This is a genomic window from Blastococcus sp. OS1-29 (assembly GCF_057628075.1).
In genome coordinates, this window is the sequence record NZ_JBXXJK010000002.1 from 518,320 (window position 1) to 538,363 (window position 20,044).

Genomic DNA, 20,044 nt, shown 5'->3' on the forward strand with positions numbered 1-20,044 from the left:
GAGTCGGGCGGTTGTCAGCTGCAGAGGCGGCCGAACTGGCCGTCAAGGCGCTGGGGATGGACGAGAACGCGGTCGACCTTCTGTCAGCCGAGGGACTATGTGCCTCGTTGCGGAGGGCTGCGTCGTTCCTCTGTCCCGCCACTCCCCGCCAGATCGTTGACGCAGTGCTTGAAGCGGTCGGACCGCTCGCCCTTGATGTCACTCCGTCCCGCGATGATCTGATGGATCAGCTCGACTTGTTGATCTCTACGGGCGATCTCCTGGAACTGCCCCTCCGCGCGCAGCGCGCGGCGAGGTTGCTCTTCCTTGGGCCACCCTCGTACGTGACGAAGCAACCCGGGGGATACCTGCTGCTCGGCGTCCGTCCGTTCGGTGCGCCGCTGGTGAGTGACGCCTTGGGGTCTCAGGTGCTTCACGTCACCCACACGCGGACCATCCAACTGTCAGTCCACACGGCGCATGAGCGACTCAAGGCCGAGGGGCTGCACGAGATCTCACGCGAACAGTGGCTTATGCATCCGCGGGCGCTTTCGTCGGCCGGCTTGCTGGACGAATACCGCCGACGATTGGCGGAGTCCGGTCCGGCTGGCCGGGTGGACGGGCTGACCTTGATTGATTCAAGCAGCCCGGTGAGGTACTACCGAGGGCGGTGGAGGGCGCCAGCATCAAGCGACGTCGGAGACTTCGTTGCGCGGCGTCCGCAGGCATACGGCGCGGACTTGTGGTGCTTCGTGCGCATCCAAGGGGGCGACCCGCAGGCCTTGGTCGACCTGCCGCTCGGTGACGCCCCGGCACCGGGTCGGGACGAGGCCTGGCGGCTGCAGGCGGCTCTCGACGATGAGCGCGGCCAGCCCCAGATCTTCCACACACGGGCCCCCTCAGGGCCGGGTGAGGAGGAACTCGTGGACATTTTTTCGCCCGTCCCCAGCTGGGCGGAGAGGTATCTGGAACTTGTCGGCGTGTCGGTCCCGCGCTCGCACGGATCGTTGTTCTCGTATCGCGTGCCAGGCCGCGCGATGCCTGAGCTCACGGCGTTTCTCACCGAGATGCTCTGGATGCAGGCCTCGAATGAAGGAGGAACAGAGTGACGGCGCAAGCGCCCACCATTGCGGAGACGATCACCAAGATTCAGGCGGCGCTGCGCGACTACATCGAGGCGACGTACCACGTCGGGCACCCAACCCTGATCGACCAGCGCCGTGTGTGCCTGGAGCAGGAGGGGGTGCTGTTCCGGGCCCCCTTCATTGAGAGCACGCCGCGCTACACGACTGACCGACGGTTCTCTGATCTCGAACTTGATCCGGAGGTGCAGAAGCTCTTCGGCAGCCTGACGACCCGACAGGGAGACGTGTCGCCGCTGTTGTACGACCCGCCGTACACACATCAGGCGCAGTCGCTCGAGTGGACGTCGCGCGACGGCCTAAGTCTTGCAGTGACCACCGGTACTGGGTCCGGTAAGACCGAGTCCTTCCTCCTGCCCATGCTGGCCAAGCTGGCGGCAGAGGCAGCGCACGAGCCCGGCTCGTTCGACGCTCCAGCCGTCAGGGCGCTCATTCTGTATCCGATGAACGCGTTGGTGAACGACCAACTCGGTCGCCTACGCCTGCTGCTCGGCGATCCACGTGTCACTACCCAGTTCACGGCCTGGGCCGGCCGCCCCGCGCGGTTCGCCCGTTACACGAGCCGGACGCTCTACCCCGGCGTGAGGAAGGTCGAGAAGGATCAAGAGCGGCTCCGCTCTATCGAAAAGTTCTACGTGCAACTCCTCGACCAAGCGGCCGATCCAACATCGCCGTGGCACGACGACGCTGTTGCACTCATCGACAAGCTGAAGGTCCGGGGCAAGTGGCCGGCCAAGCCAGATCTCAAGGCCTGGTACGGCACGAGCGGAAGTCGCTGGAAGAACAAGGACGGCGAGTTCGTACGTGCCGTCATGCGACCTGAGGATCCCGAACTCCTCACACGTCATGAGGTGCTGAGCGCTCCACCGGATGTCCTCATCACGAACTACTCGATGCTCGAGTACATGCTCATGCGGCCGCTCGAGCGCCCGGTGTTCGATGCCACCCGCGCCTGGCTTGCCAGCAATCCCCATCAGAAATTTTCGCTCATCATCGACGAGGCTCACCTGTATCGGGGAGCAGCTGGAGCCGAGGTCGCGCTCCTGCTGCGGCGCCTGCGCGCCCGACTCGGCATATCGAGTGACCGCCTGCAGGTGATCTGTACGAGTGCGAGCTTCGCTAGCTCGGAGTACGCGCGGCAATTCGCCGCGCAGTTGACCGGTAAGTCCGAGAGTGACTTCAGGACGGTCGAGGGGCAGCTGGCCTTCCGTGCCCACGAGGCGACCGGCAGCGCTGAGGACGCGGCGGTCTTGGCCGCCGTGCCGATGTCGGAGTTCTACGATGCGGCCGGCGACGAGGCAAGGGTGGAGGCGGTCCGCGAGTTCCTCGACTATCGCGGGGTGACTCCGCCCGCGGGCTCTTCGGTGGGACCGGCGTTGCATGAAGCCCTGAGCGCCTTCGGACCGATGAGTCTGCTCGTAAATGAGACCATGAAGCGGGCGCAACCGGTCGACGAGTTGGGCTCGATGATCTTCCCGTCGGTGGGGAAGGAACTGGCAGACCGAGCAGTCTCGGCCTTAGTTGCCCTAGGCAGCTCGGCGCGGCGCTCCGCGGACGACGCTGGACTCCTTCCCTGTCGGGTTCACGCGTTTTTTCGGGGGCTGCCCGGCCTGTGGGCGTGTATCGATCCGGACTGCACCGAGGTGGATCGCACGACCCACCCGGTGGTCGCCCCGGTGGGCGCGCTCTATGCCCAGCCGCAGGCCACCTGTGGCTGTGGGGCGCGCGTGTTCGAGTTCTACACCTGTCGACACTGCGGCTCCGCGTATGCGCGGACGTACACCGATGACGTCATCGAGCCCACCTTTCTCTGGAATGAGCAGGGGGGAGCGTTTCAGGCCGCTTCGGGTTCCATTCCGGAGCTGCAGCCGCTCGATCTACTGCTCGAGGATCCGGCTGAGAACAACGTTGAGCCTGCCGATATCGACCTCATCACTGGACGGCTGAACCCGGCCGAACTCGGGAAGCGCACTCGTGTCGTCTTCCTGCCGACACCCCGTGCCGGCGAGGCGATTCTGGGGGACCAAGACGAGGACGAAGATGAGGCGCAGGCCAACGGCCAGTTCACGCCTTGCGGGGTGTGCGGCCAGCGCGCCGGGTTTGGCCGCTCCTCGGTGCAGGATCACCAAACCAAGGGCGACCAACCGTTCCAAGCCTTGGTGACACGTCAGCTGGAAGTACAGCCCGCCGGGGCTCAGGAGTACTCAGACTTCGCACCGCTTCGGGGCCGCAAGGTGCTCGCGTTCTCCGACTCACGTCAGGTTGCGGCCCGGCTTGCGCCGAATCTGCAGGACTACTCCATGCGCGACGTAATCCGGCCCGTCGTCCTCCGTGGATGGCAGGAGTTGTCGAAGCAAGCCGTCCTCGCACCGTCCCTCAGCCTGGAGCGCATGTACCTCGCAGCCATGGTTGGGGCCCGACTACTCGCGGTCCGGCTCCGCCCCGAACTGGCTCCGGCCGAGTCTCTCCAGGCCCTCGTTGAGGTCGCCAAGTCGCTCGAGAACGGCGCTCTGGACGGGAATGCGGCCGAGCTTTGGCAGCTGTCCGAGATCACGGATCCGCCGCCGCAGTCCCTGCTACGGGCGATGTACGCGACCCTCACCGACCGGTACTACGGGTTCGCGTCGCTGGGGCTGGCGTCGATTCGGGAACGGGCCAACCTTGCCGGGCCGCTGCTGGCCAAGCTGCCCGACATTGACGGTGTCGCGGCTACGGAGGAAACCAAGCAGGCTCTCGCACGGCTCTGGCTTGCCCAGTGGACCACCAGCAATCGCGGCGTGTGGTTCTCAGCCATGACCGATGACTGGTGGAAGACCAGGGGTGGTGTGAAGCCCCACGCCGGAAAGTTCAAGCCGATTGAATCCTGGCTGGGCTCCGCCCCGGCTCGCAAGAAGTTCGCCCAGGACTGGCTCCCGGTCCTCCTGGGGACGTTTTGTGAGGGGGTGGGGGGCAAGTACCGGCTGTCAGCTCGGAACATTGCCCTGGAGTTGGGGGGCCTGTGGGGGTACTGCGAGCGCTGCCGGTTCACGCAACGACCGTTCCCGGGGACAACTCGTTGCGTCAACTGTGGTGCCGAGCGTGTGCGGACGTTGGATCCCGAAGAGGATGCGGTCTTCCAGGCGCGCAAGGGCTACTACCGCGCCAGCGCCGTCCGGGCACTGGCCGATCCGCCGGAGTCGCCGATGAGCATCATTGCGGCCGAGCACACGGCGCAGTTGAACGCGTCCCATTCCGACGACGTGTTCTCCAAGGCTGAGGAACACGAACTCCTTTTCCAAGACGTCGACCTGGGTTTGCCAGGTCCTGGTCAGCAGGAGCGCGCAGCCATCGACGTGCTGTCATGCACGACCACTATGGAGGTCGGTATCGACATCGGCAGCCTGTCCGGCGTCGCGCTCCGCAACATGCCGCCGTCACGTGCCAATTACCAGCAACGAGCAGGTCGGGCTGGCCGTCGGGGCAACGCCGTCGCCACCGTTCTCGCCTTCGGAAGTGCCGATACACACGACGATCACTATTTCCGTCAACCGGATCTCATGATCCGCGGGAAGGTCGACGATCCGGTCCTGACTATGGACAACGACGAGATTGCGCGGCGTCACGTAACTGCCTACCTGTTGCAGCGCTACCACCAGGACCGCCTGCCCACGATTGAGCCGGACTTGCAGCCGCAACTGTTCGAGGTACTCGGCACTGTCGAGGCGTTCGTCGGTACGACGTCGCCGTTGAACCGCTCCGATATTGAGGACTGGTTGAAGGGGAACGAGGCTGCGCTTCGGGCAGAAATCTTGTCGTGGCTGCCCAGCGAGTTGAGCGACTCCGATCGAGACAGGCTGTTGGCTGGCATCGTGACCAGGACGATCCACGACATCGATAAGGCGCTCGATCTCGACGTCGACGGTAGCCTGCCTGAGCCAGCAGAAGGTGACTCAGAACCCGAGTCCGAAGAGGTTGAGGCCGAGGGGCCGGCCGAGGATGGCGCAGAGGACCCGAGCGCTCAGCGGAGCCAGACCAACCTGCTCGATCGTCTGCTCTACAAGGGTGTTCTACCTCGCTATGCCTTCCCCACGGACGTGGTCGCATTTCACGTCTTTGACATCGATCGATCGACGCCGTTCAGAGCTGAGTTTCTGTACGCGCCGAGTCAGGGCCTACCGGTCGCGCTTAGCCAGTACGCCCCCGGCAAGGTGGTATGGATCGACAACAAGGAGTGGACGTCCGGCGCGATTTACGCACCTGTCCAGAAGGAGCGATTCGAGGCTTGGCGGGCCAAGCTGCTCTACTTCGAGTGCCAGGTCTGCCACTACGCTAAGCATTTCTCGTACGCGGAGGCCGAGCGTGGCGAGGCACGCGACTGCCCGGCCTGTGGGGCTGCGGAGATGTTCGGCAAGGCCAAGAACTGGATCCGACCGCCGGGCTTTGCGCACCGCGCCAAGGTGGCTCCTGGCACGAGCCCTGACGACGCCCCGGCGCGCAGCTATGCGACACGGGCGAAGCTCATGGCGCCAGGTCCGACGGAGGACTCCGCATGGCAGCACGTTACTAACCGCCTCGAACAGACCTATCGACGCGAGACTCTGCTGGTCACCAACACCGGCCCGCGCAACGAGGGATACACCTACTGCACGCTGTGCGGGCTGATCGAGCCGACCGCGACAGCCTCGGCCGTGGTCGTCGGGACACATCAAAAGCCGTACCCGGATGAGAAGGAACAGAGTTGCCCCGGCTCAGCCTCAACACGGGGTCTGGTCCTCGGCACGGATTTCATCTCCGATGTCTTGCTGGTGCGACTCAGTGTGGCCGCACCCGTCACGTTGCGCCCGGCGTTCCTGTCGACGCACATCGCCCTCCGCACGGTGGCTGAAGGGCTGACAATTGCGGCGACTCGGCGGCTCGACATCGAAGCGACCGAACTCCAGGCGGAGTACCGACCGGCGTTGACGCCAATGGGCAGCGAAGGGCTTGAGGCAGAGATCTATCTTTACGACACGCTCGCGGGTGGCGCCGGCTTCACACGGCGGGTGAAGGACTTCGGTCTGGAAATCTTCGAGCAGGCTTTGGCCCTGCTTGAGGAATGTCCGGCCGGATGCGACGAGTCGTGTTACCGCTGCCTCCGCAGCTTCCGTAACCGGTTCGAGCACGGCCTGCTTGACCGGCACGTGGGTGCCAGTTTGCTGCGCTACCTGGTCCACGGCACTCCACCGCAGCTCGATGCGGATCGTCTCGATCGATCGGCAAATAAGCTTTTCGAGGACTTGGTTAGCCACGGAATCGAAGGCGTGACATTTGAGCGCAAGGGAGAGGTGGAGATCGACGGGATAGGGTCGGTTATAGCGCCGATCCTTGCGCGGAAGGGCAACCAACAGTGGATCTTTGGCATCCACGGCCCGCTCACACCTGATGTCGCCCAGAGCGACGGCCTGCGGGACGCTAAGGAGTTCGGCAGCGTGCCGGTCCGCCTGATCGATGACATCGTGATCGCCCGCAATCTTCCGCATGCCAGTCAGATGGTCCGGGATTCGCTGACGTGAGGGAGAGCGGGCTCGAGTTCGACCCTGGCGTGGAAGCATCCTCGGGGATTTGGCCGCAGCCTCCTGAATTGTGGAGTTACTCGTCCCTCAAGGAGGTCGCGGCCTGTCCACGGCGGTGGATGCTTACGCGGGCGAAGTACCCCTCGTTGTGGGCGCGCGCGGGATATCCGCCCCTACCGGTCAGAGCTGCGCTGTTCGGGGACATTGTTCACGAGGCACTTGAGACGATCGTAAAGGCGCTTGTTGCCGCGGGGTGCGAGTCCACGCGTGCAGCGGGGGCGGTCCAGGTCCTCCGCGAGCTAGGCGGGATCACTGCCGTAGCCGAGCAGGCCTTGAGGGAGCGTTTGGCTCGGCTGGATGACAACCCGCGCCTGGGCGGCGATCGCAGGAGGCGTTTGGGGGTCGAACTTCGTGACCGCTTGCCAGACGCTCGCGCCCAGATTCAGGGCTATCTGGCTCGAACGGAACTGCCAGCTTCCGGCCAGTCGAGCGGCCCGGCGACTTGCAAGAACGGCGGTGCTGAGCCCCGATCGGTCGAACCGCGACGACCGGTCGGCGTGGGCGCGCACCCGGAGCTCACGCTCACGGCCGACGCGCTGCGGTTGACCGGGCGCGTCGACCTGTTGACCATCGCTGGCGACGCCGTCCGGATCACGGACTACAAGACTGGGGCCGAGGATCCAAGCCACTTGGACCAGTTGCACGCCTATGCGCTGTTGTGGGACCTAGACCGAGACGTGAACCCGAGCGGGCGGAGAGCAACCGCCCTTACCGCCGCCTATCCGGGTCACGAGCTGACGGTTCCTGCGCCAGCGGAGGACCAGCTACAAGCGCTCCGCGAGGCCTACAAGGCGCGCATCGAGGGCGCTGACGCTGCGATTGCCACTCAGATGCCGACGGCGGTCACGGGGCCTGAGAATTGCGGGTTCTGCCCGGTCCGCCATCTCTGCGGGGAGTACTGGGAGGAGGTCGCCCCGGCGCCGGACACTGTGTCACCCGGCGGCTGGTTCGACTACCAGGGAGTTGTTGGTCAACAGAACGGTCCGCGAAGCTGGTGGATGATGAGTCGTCGGACGAAACGACGCGAGCTTCTGATGCGGACCACGTCTTCATTGACCGCCCTCCCCACCGGCAAGCAGATCCGCGTGTTGGGCGTCCGGCTGGACGATGACCCCGAGGTGGACGCCCTCGTCGGCGCAATGTCGGCCTCGTCAGAGGTCTTCATCGTTACCGACAAGAGTGCGTCGCTCCCTTAGCCGGCGTCGGGGATCTCGATCGTGTCCGACGGCTCTTCATCGTCCGCGGGCAGCGGCACGCGGGCTCCGTGCTTCACGGGGCGCACCAGGCGATGCGCCCGCATCGCCTCCAGGACCCTGACCTGCTCGGCTCTGTGGCGGCACCACCGGTGAAGCCACCAGTTGGCGACGCGCGTGTCGGTCTGGTCCAGGTCCGGGTCCAACAAGTAGTCCGGATCCGTCTCGACGCCCAGCGAGTAGTTCCGCAAGCTTCTGACGAGTGGAACGCCGTAGAGGATGCGCTCGCGACCGTGCTGCAGCAATTCGTTGGTGGGCCACCCGAGCGCGGCAAGTCCCAGGCGGACCTTCCGAAGTCGCGGGCTTACGCCTTCTCCGAACAGGCTGTTGACTCGGACCAGACTGCCGCTCAGGGTTGAGAGTCGGACAAGCGCCTCGACCGTCTCATCAGAGAAATGAGAGCTACCGAAGGACCGAGAACGACCGAGTTCGTAGAAGCCCATCCGAGTGTCGGCCGCGCCCCCCATGACGTCGGCCGGCCAGAACAGCCGGTTGTACTGGCTCGAACCCGTTCCGTAGAGCGACGTCGTTCCGATGAACGACAGGCGTGCTTCCCGGACGATGGGGCGACCAGCCATCGCAGACGCGATCTCGCTGGGCCGGGTGTACTTCGCCCTATACGCGCCGAGCACCTTCGGCGACACCGCGAGTGCCCCGACCAACTTGCCTGCAGTCAGCGAGTTGTAGGGGGCCACCGCTCCGCACACGGTGAGGTCGGCGACCACGGTCCCTACTCGCTCACCACGAGCACGTCGGATCACGCGACGCAACTGCGACCGAGCGCGCGTATCTTCCAGTGCCTTGGTGAGACCCTCGACGGACGGCGTCGGGGACAGGTAGCCGCCGAGCAAACGGGCCGTCTCCAACACTTCCGCTAGCGATGCTGCCCGCTTGCTCCGGAAGAGGTCTGTCTCGGCCCGCTCTACCCATGCATCCGTCTCGATGTTTCGGACCTCACGGATCGCTCCGGCCCGGTGATGGCGTTGACGGTGACGTTCGGCGTCGGCCAGCAAGCGGGCGATTGCGTCGGAGGTCGGCTGGGTCAGGTCGGTCGGCTGAAGGACCCCATCGAGCAGCAGATCATCGACATAGATCTCGTCCATCTGCGTCGCAATCCTTCGAGCAACCCAGTCGGCGATCAGTTGCGTGGGCCTGGCCCGGACACTGTCGATGAACTGATCCGTGTCCCAGCCCATCCACCGATCACGCTCGGCAATCTGAACGACTGGGCTGGAGATGGCGGCGAGACCGATGACCGCGTGATACTCGGTCGCAGCGTCCCGGACCAGGATCGCCATGGATCGACCGGGCACCGTGGAATAGGCGTTCGTCCAGGTATGGCGAAAGTACCGCCAGATGTCTTGAAGCCGGAACCCCGTGAGCTCGCAGGTCGATGAGTCAACAATCTGCACGTACGGCTTGATGACGCCGTTGGGAGTGCCGTTGGCTGTCAACGCATCCGCGAGTTCACGTCCATCGCGCATGAGGTCGAAAACTGACACCAGTCGCTCACCGCGAGGGTGGACGCGTTCCATGCGCTCAATAAAGCGACGAACGCTCGGCTTCCGGAGCTGCTCATCGCGCCGCAGGTGCTCCTGACGCTGGATGCGCGCCTTCTCGTTCTCCCGGTCCCCATGGGCGAGTGGCGGGGCAAACAGAGCCCCCAGCTTGTCGACCTGCACCCCCCAGCCTTGGTCGACGAGGTCGATCGCGGTGTGGGCAGCCGCGGCGAGCAGGGGCTGCCCATACAGGTCGCCAAGATCCGCGGCCGCGGTCCATCGCTCGTGGTCTCCGATGGCATCGCCACCATGGGCACTGGCGGCGAGCAGAGTGCAGAGGCGCTTGAACCCCTGACGCTCGCGAAGGGAGGCTCCCTTAGGCAGTCCCAAAGGTAGGAACTTGGAATCGGTCATAATTTTTGGAGCATCCGTCCGTAGGTGCTACTCCAGACGGATACCAGTTCGTCGGCCACGCGGTGATCTGCACTGAGCAACGCGGTGGTGCGCGCAAACGCAAGTAGGAAAAGCTCGATGGCGGTCCGCAAATCAGTGGCTGACTCATCCGCCGACGTCTGCAGGGGGCGGTACAACGCTTCGAAGGCGGGATGGTCGACGTTCAGCGTCACCTCAAGCTTGCGGTGCTGAAGGTTGGTGCTGAACATGATTTCGGCAGGGAGCTGCTGCGACGAGATCCGATAGTTGAGCCCACCGCTCCCTATGTCCTTACCTCTCGATCGGAAGACCGGAAGCTGCGGGTCAGCGGCTTCTGCGATCCGGCAGGCAACTTGGGTAGATGCCTGAAACTTGACGTCTTCGAACGCCTGTCGAACGCGATTGTTCAGGAGTCGGGCGACCGACTCGAGTGCAGGTTCGATTGCCTCGCGCAATTGGATCGAGGGCCGGATCCCTTGCTTGCTCATTGTAATGCCGAAGTGTTCATCAAGGACCGGCTCGAACTCTATTTCGCAACGCCACCAGTCGTCGTAGTTTTCTTTGCGCTTGGCTCCCATGAGGTGCCAGCCGTAAGAGATCTCGCGGCCAGCGCGCAGGACGGAGACGCCCCCTCCACCCACGATGCCGAGGCGTCGCTTCGTCATGTTGTCAAGATGATGCCACTCGTGCACTGGGAGTACGGCGAAGCGGACCTGCACCCACGACGTGTCACCCGACACAGCGGCGACCTCGTAGCGGAGGGGGTCAAACGCAAGGGTTGCCGTGCGGCCGGCCACCATCGTCGTCAGGAGCAACGGATCAACGGGTGCGACGCTGACGCCGTTGACGGTGAGAGTCACGCCGGCCAGCAGGAACCGGCGATACATGCGGCCAAGGTCGCGCCGCAGGGCGCGTTCCAACCATGCCAGGCGCCGATACCCGATCCGGTCGCAGCGCTGCCAGACCACCGAGCAACCCGACGCCGTAGTCGCAGGCGTAGCCCGACGGGCCCGCAGGTCGGGGTTGCCACCGCTGGCGATCTCATCGACGTCGAGTTCCACCTGAAGTGGCGGCTGACCGGCCCGCCACGCGGTGACCTGAACGCGTCGCGCCTGGCTGAGGGAAGCGGCTGGCAAGCCCATGCCGAACCGGCCGAACGAGTCACGCCCACCGAATCTTGATGAGCCGCCGAACCGGAGGCTCGCCTCAAGCTGCGCTCGCGTCATGCCGGAGCCGTTGTCCTCGACGCAGATCTCGGGCAAGGCGTCCTTCGAGGTGCGCCTGACGGTGATTGCGATGCTGGTTGCCGAAGCTTGCAGGGCGTTGTCGATCAACTCCGCAAGCGCTGTTGCGAGGCTGACGTACCCCGACTCTCGCACCGCACGGATGAAGTTCGCGGGGACGAGTAGGTCACCTACATAGCGCGTCTGCCGGCCCATGATCCCTCCCGCGTCATCGTCCCAGCCCTTGGCTTCAAGGTAGCTCGGCGGAGACCGCCTGGGGAAGCGGCATCACTGACCGAATCAGGTCATCCGGTAGCCCGGGCGAGCGCCACGGTGATCCGTTTGGTCTTGGCGGGTTCGATCAGGTCGAGGCCGCATCCGTCGTCCAGAAGGAGCCGCACGGTCGGGCGACTGGCGCCTGCGGCCAGCCGGTACGGTTCGGCGCTGTCCAACCACACCAGCCGCCCCGTCCTCTGCAGATCGCAAGAGATCGAGAGAGTTGCGGTGTGGATCCTGACGAGGCGGTCTGACGTCTCCGTCGCCGTCACCACCTCGCCCACAACGGCATCAGGCATCGGAGAGACGGACTTCAGCGAGTTGATGCCAAGCACTTGAAGCTGAGCTATAGCGCGACCGTGCAGTCGTTCGAGGATCACGCTCGCTTCGGCGGAGGACTGTGCGGTGGCCACGGAAGAAGGATTCCCCACCGCCTGTGGGGGCGTACTGGCGGAGGGTGCTCGCAGGATGCGGGCCCGGGGGGAGCCAGCCCTCGGTCTCGCTCCTGAGCGCGGGCCCACACTGTTCGCCTTGAGTTACGAGGCCTCGGTGCCGACTGATCCACAAGTCCCAGGCTCAAACGACGTAAGGACAGCAGTGGGGGAGCAGACACGGTCCCGTCGACCCCTCCGGGTCATGCTCGACACCAACATCTGGTCAGCCTTGGGTCGAACCGGAGGTGGTCCGGCCCTCTACGACTGCGTGCGAGAGCATGGAGCCGAGATCGTGGTGGCACCCAGCATCCTTCTCGAGTTGGCCAGGTCATCCAACGTCGAGGCTTCGCGCAGGGATGTCCAGGCGATTCTGAGCGGGCACCGGGTGCAGCTGCCCTCCGAGGCGGAGTTGTCGTGCGCAGACTTGATCGACGAGATCCGCAGGCTGCACCCCGACTGGTTGCGCGCCACCCCAATTCTCAGCGAATGGCGACGGAACCACCGAAAGTGGACGCTCGAGGTCTGGCGGTCCGCACGTAAGAACTGGCCCGCGTTTGTGGTGGCGACACGTGATCTGCCCACTATGGACCACGAAGAGGTGTATCGGCTGCAGGTTCACAACAAAGCGATCGCGGCTGACAGAGGCGAGAAGGCATCTCGGCCGCGCTACCTGCCCAAGCCTGCCAGTGGACCCGGCTGGGTCTTGGATCTTTGGCCTGATCCTCCAGGTCTGGAGGCCTGGCGAGACGAGGGATGGGGGTCGTTCTCCGCAGCGCTCGATGAGCTCCGCCATCCCGTCCGGTCCAACGGCACGACTAGGACCATTGCCGACTGGCTAGGGGCGTACGTAGACGCGCGCGCCATCGACCCCCGATCCTGGGCGGAGTTCTGGTTCCACGAGGTCGAGGCGTCCCGCGTCCCGCATCATTGGCTTGCTTTCACTGCCCAGCGCTACCAAACCGACGCGAAAATCACGCGCAGCAGCGGGATCGATGCCCAGCACGCGAGCTACCTGCCCAACTGCGATGTCTTCCTCACTGCTGATCGGAGGTACGACGGCACCCTTAATGAGATGGCCAAGGATGCCCCGTTTAAATTCGCCCGCTCCGTGCGCCTCAACGGCGTCGACCGCACGGCCCTGGATGAGATTCACGCGCACCTTCTGGCATTTACCTGCGAGCCCTAGGGCCAGATCATCCTTCCTTGTCGAAGACCGTGCTTCGGCGCAGCCACTCAAGCATTCGTCGGTGTCCGATGCTTGTCACATGACGCCGCGGACGTTGCAGGGATCTGCGCCAGGGAACACGCTTAATCGGGAGGACATCCGGGGCCCGCGGCCGCAGAGCGCCTAGCAGGTGGGTCTTTAGTCAGTTGACCGGCCTACTTCATGGCGGTCGCGGTGTCAGGTGAAGCCCTCCGCGACCGGTCGACCATGACGATCCTTGGTGTCGCGCATCGCGAGGGTGGTTCACCGTCGCCGGGACGCCTCCGGCTGCCGGATGCCGAACCGGACCGTCGCCGGCGTGTTCAATGCCGGCGATGGCGGGACGGTGCGAAGTCAGGCCCCGGACCGGGGGTGGGTGTAGCGGTCATAGGGATCGGTCGGCCATGCGACGTCGGACCGGTCGTGGTGGCAGAAGTCGCAGATCGGACCCTCGACTTCGCGAAGCCGGGACGGCCACACGGTTGCGTGCCCGCAGTGCGGGCACGGCAGCAACCGCAGCACGTCTGGGTCGGTGAGGTCCCAGCCGCCGGCATACGGGCTGCGCCGCAGTTGGTCGCGCGGGTCCCACAGGTTGTCGAAACCCATCCGGTGCACAGTGGCCCGGTCCAGCCGGCCACCACGGTCGAGTGCGGCCGCGTGCAGTTCGGCGATCGTCGACGCCTCGGCGTGCAGCCAGCGGGTGCGCCGGCCGGACCGGGTGTAGAGCGCGGCCAGCCGCTGCAGCAGAACCAGCGGTTCGCCGGTTGTGCCGGCAAGTCTCCGGAGCCCGGCCGCGGACAACGGCACAGCGGTCAACGTCGGCGCCCCGTCGACGACGACGGCAGGCCGGCCGCGGCCCGGCTCGGGGTGGACGACGGCCATGCCGAGGCGCAGCAGCCGCGGATCGGTCACCGAGCCGAGGTGGAACACCCCCTCGACAGCGAGTGCGGCGCGGACCGCGGGCAGCAGCCGCCGCCAGTCGAGGTCGACGTCGGACAGGATGCTGCCGGCGCGGAGCGCGGCGACCGCGGACTGCACGCGTGCCGTGCGAGCCGGGCGCTGATCTGCCCGGCGCCCGGACCGACCGGTGATCGGCGCCGCATAGGACTCGCCGCCGTCGTGCAGCACCAGCTGCCCGGACCAAGCGACCGCGACCGCGGCGCGTTGACTGGGCTCGTGCACGGCGGTAATCCGCAGCTCGGACAACGCCGCGCGCAGCGCCGGACGGTAGGTGTCGGCGTAGGGATCGCGCAGGCTGGCTACGAACCGCAGCAACCCGTCGACCGGCATGCCCGCGGTGCTGGCTACCTCGCCGGCGATCTGTCGCTGCAGCCCGTTGAGCTGAGCGGTGAGCTCGGTGATGAGCTTCTCGTCGCGGTCGTAGCTGGCCGACAGCCGCCGCCGCACCGTCGTGCTGGGCTCGAACGTCCGCTCAGCGGCGTCCAGCTGCAGCAGCCGTCGCCGGTTGCCCTCCTCCAGGGCCGCCCGCCGCTGTTCGAGCCGGGCCAGCTCGCCGGCCTGGCGTTCGACGCGGGCGGTGGCCGTGGCATCGACCAGGGGGAGCAGGTGGTCGGCGGCGGTGGCCAGCCCCTCGGCGAGGGAGGCGGCCAGCTCTCGGGCCGGAATCGGCGGCAGGGGGGCGGCCCGCAGCCGCTCGGGTGCGCGGCGCGCCTGCGGTGCGCGCAGCATGTATACGACCTCCCCGTCCGGGCGGCGACGTGCCCACAGCCGCACCGGTTCATCGCCCACCCGGGCCGGATGGCCGCTGAAGGTGGCCACCCGCGGCCGGGGGCGGGTGGAGGCGAGCTCGGCGAGGTAGCCGCGGATCGCGTCGGCGCGCTCGGCGGTGAGCCAGCGTCCCGACTCCGGCAGCATCTGCTCGATGCGGATCGGGGTCATGTCGGTGCGCTCGATGGTCCACAGTCCGGTCTCGTAGACCTCAAGGTGCCGCACCACCGTGTGCACGATCTTGCCGGCCAGGCTGCGGCCGGACGGATCGTGCCGGGGCCAGGCGGCTGTCGCGCCGTGGGTCCGGCGCAGCCCGGGCGTGGAGTAGCCGCGGGCGACCAGCATGTCGGCGCAGGCGGCGAGGTCGAACCCTGGCCGGCCCAGGTGGTCGAGCAGCCAGGCCACGTTGGCGGCCTGGTCCACCGGCTCGCCGACTTCGTCGAGCACCACCGGCAGCCGCAGCGCCACCTCGGAAGCAGTCGGCCGGCACGTCGCGGTGTCCAGGTAGAGCAGGTTGTTGCCCCGCCGGCCGGTGGCCGGATCCATCAACACTGCCGTGGCGAACCCGGGTGGGGGAGTGAACTCCCAGCCGAAGGCGGCGCGGCCGGCGACCAGGCAATCCGGGGTGGCCGTCTCCTTGCCCCGCCGGTTCCGTCCCGAGATCGCGATCGCCTCGGTCTCGGCCCGGCCGGCGAGCTTGAGCATCCGGCTGCCGACCGCGGCGGTGTAGGGCTGCAGCGGCAGCCCGCCGACCTCGTCGCAGTTGCCGTGCTCATCACCCACCCAGGGGCCGGCGTCCCCGGCGCGGGCATAGCGCTTCTGCAGCGTCTCCAGGGTCAGCGGAATCGGGCCGAAGGCCGCCGCCGACCGCCCTAGCCGGGAGATTTCCGAGGCGTAGACGACGCCCGGCTGTTCGTGGCGGATCAGCTCCGCGGTCCGCCACACCGCGGGCTGGTGCAGCGATGTGGTGTCCACCTTGCGGCCGCTGCCCACCGAGACGGCGATCAGCAGGCCGGCGGCGCGGTGGTCATCGGTGAAGAAGAACCGGTTCTCGAACGGCCGGTCGTCGAGGCTCGTGCTCGGCAGGGCGATCATGTCGGCGCGGACCTCGGCCTCGAGCTCCGCGGGGTCGCCGGGCAGTAGATGGGCGACCTGCACCCCGTGTGCGGCCAGCCCGCGGGCGGCAGCGTAGAGCTGCTTGACCGCGTGGCGCACCGCCGGGCGGCCACCCGAGTCGCTCCACCGGGCGACCAGCAGCACCGGGTGCCCTGCCGTCACCAGGGCGGCCAGCCGCGGATCGGCGTCGGCGGTGAACCGCACGCCGCGCACCACCGGCGTGGCTGCGGCGCTGGGCACCCGGGGCGCGGTCGGGGCCGCCCGTGCCGCGGGCGCCGGGCTCACCGGCGTACCTGACGTACTAGGGACCCAGACACGACCACCACTCTACTTCGCTTACAGCGAAGTAGAGTGCGTCGATGGCGGCTCTCCTCCACCGCGTGCACCTGGGCCTGACCGCACCACCGGAGGCTCACTGGGCGGTGCCGGTGGACACCGTGCTCAGCCTCTTCGCCGGCGCCGCCGACGACCCAATCACGCCGCCAACCATGGGCGCCGGCCCGCTTAGCGCCGCCGCCCTGATCGGATGGCTGTCGAAGGCGGCTCCGGTGGAACTGGCGCTTGATGAACCATCCACGGTCCTGTCGGTGGCCAGCCCCGCGCTGCGGGCGGAGCTGGCTGTCCTGCCCAGGCCCGTGCCCGCCGACGGCCACGGCGTGCATGCCGTCTGCTACGGCACTCACCGCTTCGACCTCACCGATCGGCTGGACCGTTCGCTGTGGCGGCTGCTGTCGGCTCGGTGGATCACCCGCACCTGAGACGAGTCGTCGCCGCCCGGGTGCCGCTGGCTGGCCGCCTCTGGGGCCCTGGCCGGGCGTGCTCCCGACAGTGGGGGGGAGACCTGCAGTTCGCCGTCGCAGAGCGATCCGGCGAATACCGCGCGGATGATCTCAGCCGCCGACCAGCCGGCAGTCGTCTCGCCGGCCGCCGCTCCGGCACCGGGCGGCGCCCCCTCGGCAGTGGTGTGCCGGGCGCGGTCGCCGGCCGCCCCGGGGGCGGCCGGACGGAACACTAGGCGCGCAGCCGCACTCGGACCGGCGGCCGGCATGGCGGTCGGGTGAGCGAGCGTCGGGTCGGCGCTCGGTCGGGCGGCCGCTCCGCGGGCCGCGGTCACCGGCCGACCCCCTGCCCACCGCGGTGCGGCACCGCCTCGCCGGAGCCAGCGGCCGCTCCAGCAGCATCGTCCACAGTGGCGTCCCCGGCCTCGACCAGTCGCAGCCGGTCCCCGCCGGCCAGCACTGCGGCGGGCGGTGTTGAGGGCGTCCCTACGGTGTCGGCCGCCGACGGCAGTATCTCGACCACCAGTCGGCAGCCGATCGGCACGGTGAGGGCGACGGTGATCAGCTGCGGCATGCCCGGCCAGCGGGCGCCGCCAGGATCGACTGGACGCACCGACACTCCCGGCGCGGACAGCCGGGACACAACCGGGGACATCGGCGGCGGAGCCGCGGCCGCCGGGAGAGGGGACGTGCTGCGGCCGGGGCGGGCGCGCCGACTGAACGCGGCGGCGCGGTCCGCCGCCGCGATTGGGGCAGATGCCCCGGGAAGGGTGTCCGAGGGGGGACTTGAACCCCCACGCCCGATAAAGGGCACTAGCACCTCAAGCTAGCGCGTCTGCCATTCCGCCACCCGGACGAGTGCCGGATCAGACTACCGGACCGGTGCGGCCGTTCCGAGCACCCCTCCCGGCGTCTCCGCAGCGGTCGCGAACGACGCTGCCGAGACGCCCACCCGCCCGCGGCCGCCGCGCTTGGCGTCGTACAGCGCGACGTCGGCCTCGTGGTAGAGCGACGTCAGGTCGCCCTCCCGTTCGGGCACGTGCGCCACGCCGAGGCTGATCGACAGCGACAGCAGGGTGCCGTCGGCGAGGGGGAGGGGGGTCGAGCGGACGGCGAGCAGGAGGTCCTCGGCCCGCCGTTCGGCCACCGCCGGCGTGCAGTTGCGCAGCAGGACGGCGAGCTCGTCTCCGCCCAGCCGCGACACCAGTGCGTCGTCCGCACGGATCTGCTCGCGGAGCACCTGGGCGAGGTGCACGAGGACGGCGTCACCGACCGGATGCCCGTACGAGTCGTTGATCGTCTTGAACGAGTCGACGTCGATGAGCACCAGGGCGGTGCCGGCACCGACCGGCCGGGTCAGCGTCGTCTCCAGCGCCTCGTCGAAGGACCGGCGGTTGACCAGCCCGGTCAGCGGGTCGACCGTGGCCTGCTCCTGCAGCGCCTCGACCAGGCGGTCACGCACCCGGTTGGCGCGCGTGAGCATCACGGCCGGAACGACGAGCACGGCACCGAAGAACAGCAGGTCGGGAGCCGCCTCGCCCGGCGCGCGCAGCATCAGGAGCACGACACAGTCGGCCCAGACGGCCGCTGCCGTGACCACGACGACCGCCGCCCGGCGGAGGTGCGCCGCGGCCCAGAGGACGGGGAAGGCGAGGAACGCCTGGGCCGCCGCGCTGGTGTCGAGAGTGAGCAGATTGAGCACCGAGGCGGTCAGCACCCCGCCTACGGCGGTCACGGTGCCGCTGAGCCACCGGTCCAGCCGCACCGGGTCCACGAGCAGGTGGACGGCGGCCGCGGCGGCGAGCACCAGCACGGTCGCCCAACCGGCGAGGTACGCGGTCGAGCTCACCGACGCCTGCTGGTACTTGGTGAGGCCGGTGACCACTCCGGCGAACAGGGCGAGCGTGAGGACGGCGCTGCGCGCGGCAGCCTCCGGATCACGAGCGCGCAGCTCGGGCAGCATTCCCATCGTCGGGATATCGGCACGGGGGTGCGCGGAGTCGAGCGTTGTCACCCGATCGGCGTACCGGGCGAGGTGGCACGATCGCCGCATGGCCGAGCCCACCGCCGTCCCTCTCGTCGCCGCCCAGGCCGAGGTCGCCGAACTCCTGTCCGAGCTCATCCGGATCGACACCACCAACACCGGCGACACGGCCACCAGCGCGGGGGAGCGCGCCGCCGCGGAGTGGGTCGCCTGCAAGCTGGCCGACGTCGGCATCGAGTCCCAGATCTGCGAGTCCGAGCCCGGCCGGGCCAGCCTGGTCGCCCGCATCGAGGGCACCGACTCCGCCCGCCCGGCGCTGCTTGTGCACGGACACCTGGACGTCGTCCCCGCCGACCCCGCCGAGTGGAGCGTGCATCCGTTCTCCGGCGAGGAGCGCGACGGCTACATCTGGGGTCGGGGTGCGGTCGACATGAAGGACATGGACGCGATGGTGCTGGCGCTCGTTCGTGACTGGGCGCGCACCGGCACCAAGCCCCCGCGCGACATCGTGCTGGCCTACGTCGCCGACGAGGAGGCGGGCGGGAAGCTCGGTGCCCGGTGGCTGGTCGACGAGCACCCCGACCTCTTCGAGGGCTGCACCGAGGCGATCAGCGAGGTCGGCGGCTTCAGCATCACCGTCCGCGACGACCTGCGCCTCTACCTCGTGCAGACCGCCGAGAAGGGCCTCGCCTGGATGCGGCTGACCGCCGGCGGCAAACCCGGGCACGGCTCGTTCGTGCACGACGACAACGCGGTCACCCGGCTCTGCGAGGCCGTCGCCCGGCTGGGGTCGGCCCGGCTGCCCACGGTGCTGACGCCACCGATGCGTCAGTTCCTGGCCGCCGTCGAGGAGGCCTACGGCATCGAGATCGACCCCGACGAGCCCGAGCAGGCCCTGGCCCGGCTCGGGTCCATCTCGCGGATGATCGGCGCCGCCCTGCGCAACACGGCCAACCCGACGATGCTCGACGCCGGCTACAAGGCCAACGTGATCCCCGGGACGGCGTCGGCGACCGTCGACGGGCGCTTCCTCTACGGCCAGCAGGAGGAGTTCGAGCGCCAGCTCGCCGGCCTCATCGGCGAGGGCGTCCAGCGGGAGTGGCTCGTGCACGACCAGGCGGTGGAGACGACGTTCGACGGCCCGCTGGTGGACTCGATGGTCGCCGCGCTCAAGGCCGAGGACGACGGCGCCCGCCCGGTCCCGTTCACGATGAGCGGCGGCACCGACGCCAAGAGCTTCGAGCGCCTGGGCATGCGCTGCTTCGGCTTCTCCCCGCTGCGGCTGCCGCCGGATCTGGACTTCGCCTCGCTGTTCCACGGCATCGACGAGCGGGTGCCGGTGGAGTCCCTGCAGTTCGGCATCCGTGTGCTCGACCGCTTCCTGCGCGCGGTCTAGACATGCCG

12 protein-coding genes and 1 tRNA gene are annotated in these 20,044 nt (G+C 67.8%); 6 read left to right on the forward strand and 7 right to left on the reverse strand.

The window, feature by feature from the left end; genetic code table 11:
- Window positions 1-11 precede the first annotated feature (11 nt).
- The 3 genes from AC2H4J_RS07095 to AC2H4J_RS07105 are packed head-to-tail and all read left to right on the forward strand — an operon-like array spanning window position 12 to window position 7,908.
- Window positions 12-1,088, forward strand: a complete 1,077-nt coding sequence (locus AC2H4J_RS07095) for a hypothetical protein (protein ID WP_487464149.1) — start codon at window positions 12-14, stop codon at window positions 1,086-1,088.
- A complete protein-coding gene (locus tag AC2H4J_RS07100) occupies window positions 1,085-6,652 on the forward strand; it encodes a DEAD/DEAH box helicase (protein ID WP_487464150.1) in 5,568 nt (1,855 codons plus the stop codon). Before AC2H4J_RS07095 ends, AC2H4J_RS07100 begins: the two co-directional genes overlap by 4 nt.
- Window positions 6,649-7,908, forward strand: a complete 1,260-nt coding sequence (locus AC2H4J_RS07105; RefSeq protein ID WP_487464151.1) for a PD-(D/E)XK nuclease family protein — start codon at window positions 6,649-6,651, stop codon at window positions 7,906-7,908. Before AC2H4J_RS07100 ends, AC2H4J_RS07105 begins: the two co-directional genes overlap by 4 nt.
- On the opposite strand, the gene AC2H4J_RS07110 is transcribed toward AC2H4J_RS07105, so the two are convergent.
- The 3 genes from AC2H4J_RS07110 to AC2H4J_RS07120 form a co-directional block, all read right to left on the reverse strand.
- Complete coding sequence (locus tag AC2H4J_RS07110) at window positions 7,905-9,878, reverse strand: Druantia anti-phage system protein DruA (protein WP_487464152.1); 1,974 nt, start codon at window positions 9,876-9,878, stop codon at window positions 7,905-7,907. The genes AC2H4J_RS07105 and AC2H4J_RS07110 overlap by 4 nt on opposite strands.
- The gene (locus tag AC2H4J_RS07115; RefSeq protein ID WP_487464153.1) at window positions 9,875-11,335 is read right to left on the reverse strand and encodes an ATP-binding protein; all 1,461 of its coding nucleotides are present in this window, start codon (window positions 11,333-11,335) and stop codon (window positions 9,875-9,877) included. The genes AC2H4J_RS07110 and AC2H4J_RS07115 overlap by 4 nt, the downstream gene beginning before the upstream one ends.
- A gap of 89 nt (window positions 11,336-11,424) precedes the next feature.
- Window positions 11,425-11,808: a hypothetical protein gene (locus AC2H4J_RS07120; protein WP_487464154.1), complete on the reverse strand. Its 384-nt coding sequence runs from the start codon at window positions 11,806-11,808 to the stop codon at window positions 11,425-11,427.
- Between the two features lie 223 nt (window positions 11,809-12,031).
- On the opposite strand from AC2H4J_RS07120, the gene AC2H4J_RS07125 reads away from it, so the two are divergent.
- Complete coding sequence (locus tag AC2H4J_RS07125; protein WP_487464155.1) at window positions 12,032-13,015, forward strand: PIN domain-containing protein; 984 nt, start codon at window positions 12,032-12,034, stop codon at window positions 13,013-13,015.
- 372 nt (window positions 13,016-13,387) lie between these two features.
- Here the strand turns inward: AC2H4J_RS07125 and AC2H4J_RS07130 are convergent, their stop codons facing one another.
- The gene (locus AC2H4J_RS07130) at window positions 13,388-16,162 is read right to left on the reverse strand and encodes a hypothetical protein (protein WP_487464156.1); all 2,775 of its coding nucleotides are present in this window, start codon (window positions 16,160-16,162) and stop codon (window positions 13,388-13,390) included.
- Window positions 16,163-16,236: 74 nt separating this feature from the next.
- Between AC2H4J_RS07130 and AC2H4J_RS07135 the strand changes: the two genes are divergently transcribed.
- Window positions 16,237-16,635, forward strand: a complete 399-nt coding sequence (locus AC2H4J_RS07135) for a hypothetical protein (RefSeq protein ID WP_487464157.1) — start codon at window positions 16,237-16,239, stop codon at window positions 16,633-16,635.
- A 352-nt stretch (window positions 16,636-16,987) separates the two neighbouring features.
- On the opposite strand, the gene AC2H4J_RS07140 is transcribed toward AC2H4J_RS07135, so the two are convergent.
- The 3 genes from AC2H4J_RS07140 to AC2H4J_RS07150 all read right to left on the reverse strand — a co-directional run bounded on the left by AC2H4J_RS07140 (window position 16,988) and on the right by AC2H4J_RS07150 (window position 18,670).
- Entirely contained in the window at window positions 16,988-17,269 is a 282-nt protein-coding gene (locus tag AC2H4J_RS07140; protein ID WP_487464158.1) for a hypothetical protein, read from the reverse strand.
- Between the two features lie 158 nt (window positions 17,270-17,427).
- Window positions 17,428-17,512: transfer RNA gene (locus AC2H4J_RS07145), tRNA-Leu, on the reverse strand.
- Window positions 17,513-17,527: 15 nt separating this feature from the next.
- The gene (locus tag AC2H4J_RS07150) at window positions 17,528-18,670 is read right to left on the reverse strand and encodes a GGDEF domain-containing protein (RefSeq protein WP_487464159.1); all 1,143 of its coding nucleotides are present in this window, start codon (window positions 18,668-18,670) and stop codon (window positions 17,528-17,530) included.
- 37 nt (window positions 18,671-18,707) lie between these two features.
- On the opposite strand from AC2H4J_RS07150, the gene AC2H4J_RS07155 reads away from it, so the two are divergent.
- A complete protein-coding gene (locus tag AC2H4J_RS07155; RefSeq protein ID WP_487464160.1) occupies window positions 18,708-20,036 on the forward strand; it encodes a M20/M25/M40 family metallo-hydrolase in 1,329 nt (442 codons plus the stop codon).
- Window positions 20,037-20,044: the final 8 nt, after the last annotated feature.

Excerpts from the sequence above, each read along its gene's own strand:
- AC2H4J_RS07110 (WP_487464152.1), bottom strand. The coding sequence starts at position 9,878 with ATGACCGATTCCAAGTTCCTACCTTTGGGACTGCCTAAGGGAGCCTCC.
- AC2H4J_RS07115 (WP_487464153.1), bottom strand. The coding sequence starts at position 11,335 with ATGGGCCGGCAGACGCGCTATGTAGGTGACCTACTCGTCCCCGCGAAC.
- AC2H4J_RS07125 (WP_487464155.1), top strand. The coding sequence starts at position 12,032 with ATGCTCGACACCAACATCTGGTCAGCCTTGGGTCGAACCGGAGGTGGT.
- AC2H4J_RS07135 (WP_487464157.1), top strand. The coding sequence starts at position 16,237 with ATGGCGGCTCTCCTCCACCGCGTGCACCTGGGCCTGACCGCACCACCG.
- AC2H4J_RS07155 (WP_487464160.1), top strand. The coding sequence starts at position 18,708 with ATGGCCGAGCCCACCGCCGTCCCTCTCGTCGCCGCCCAGGCCGAGGTC.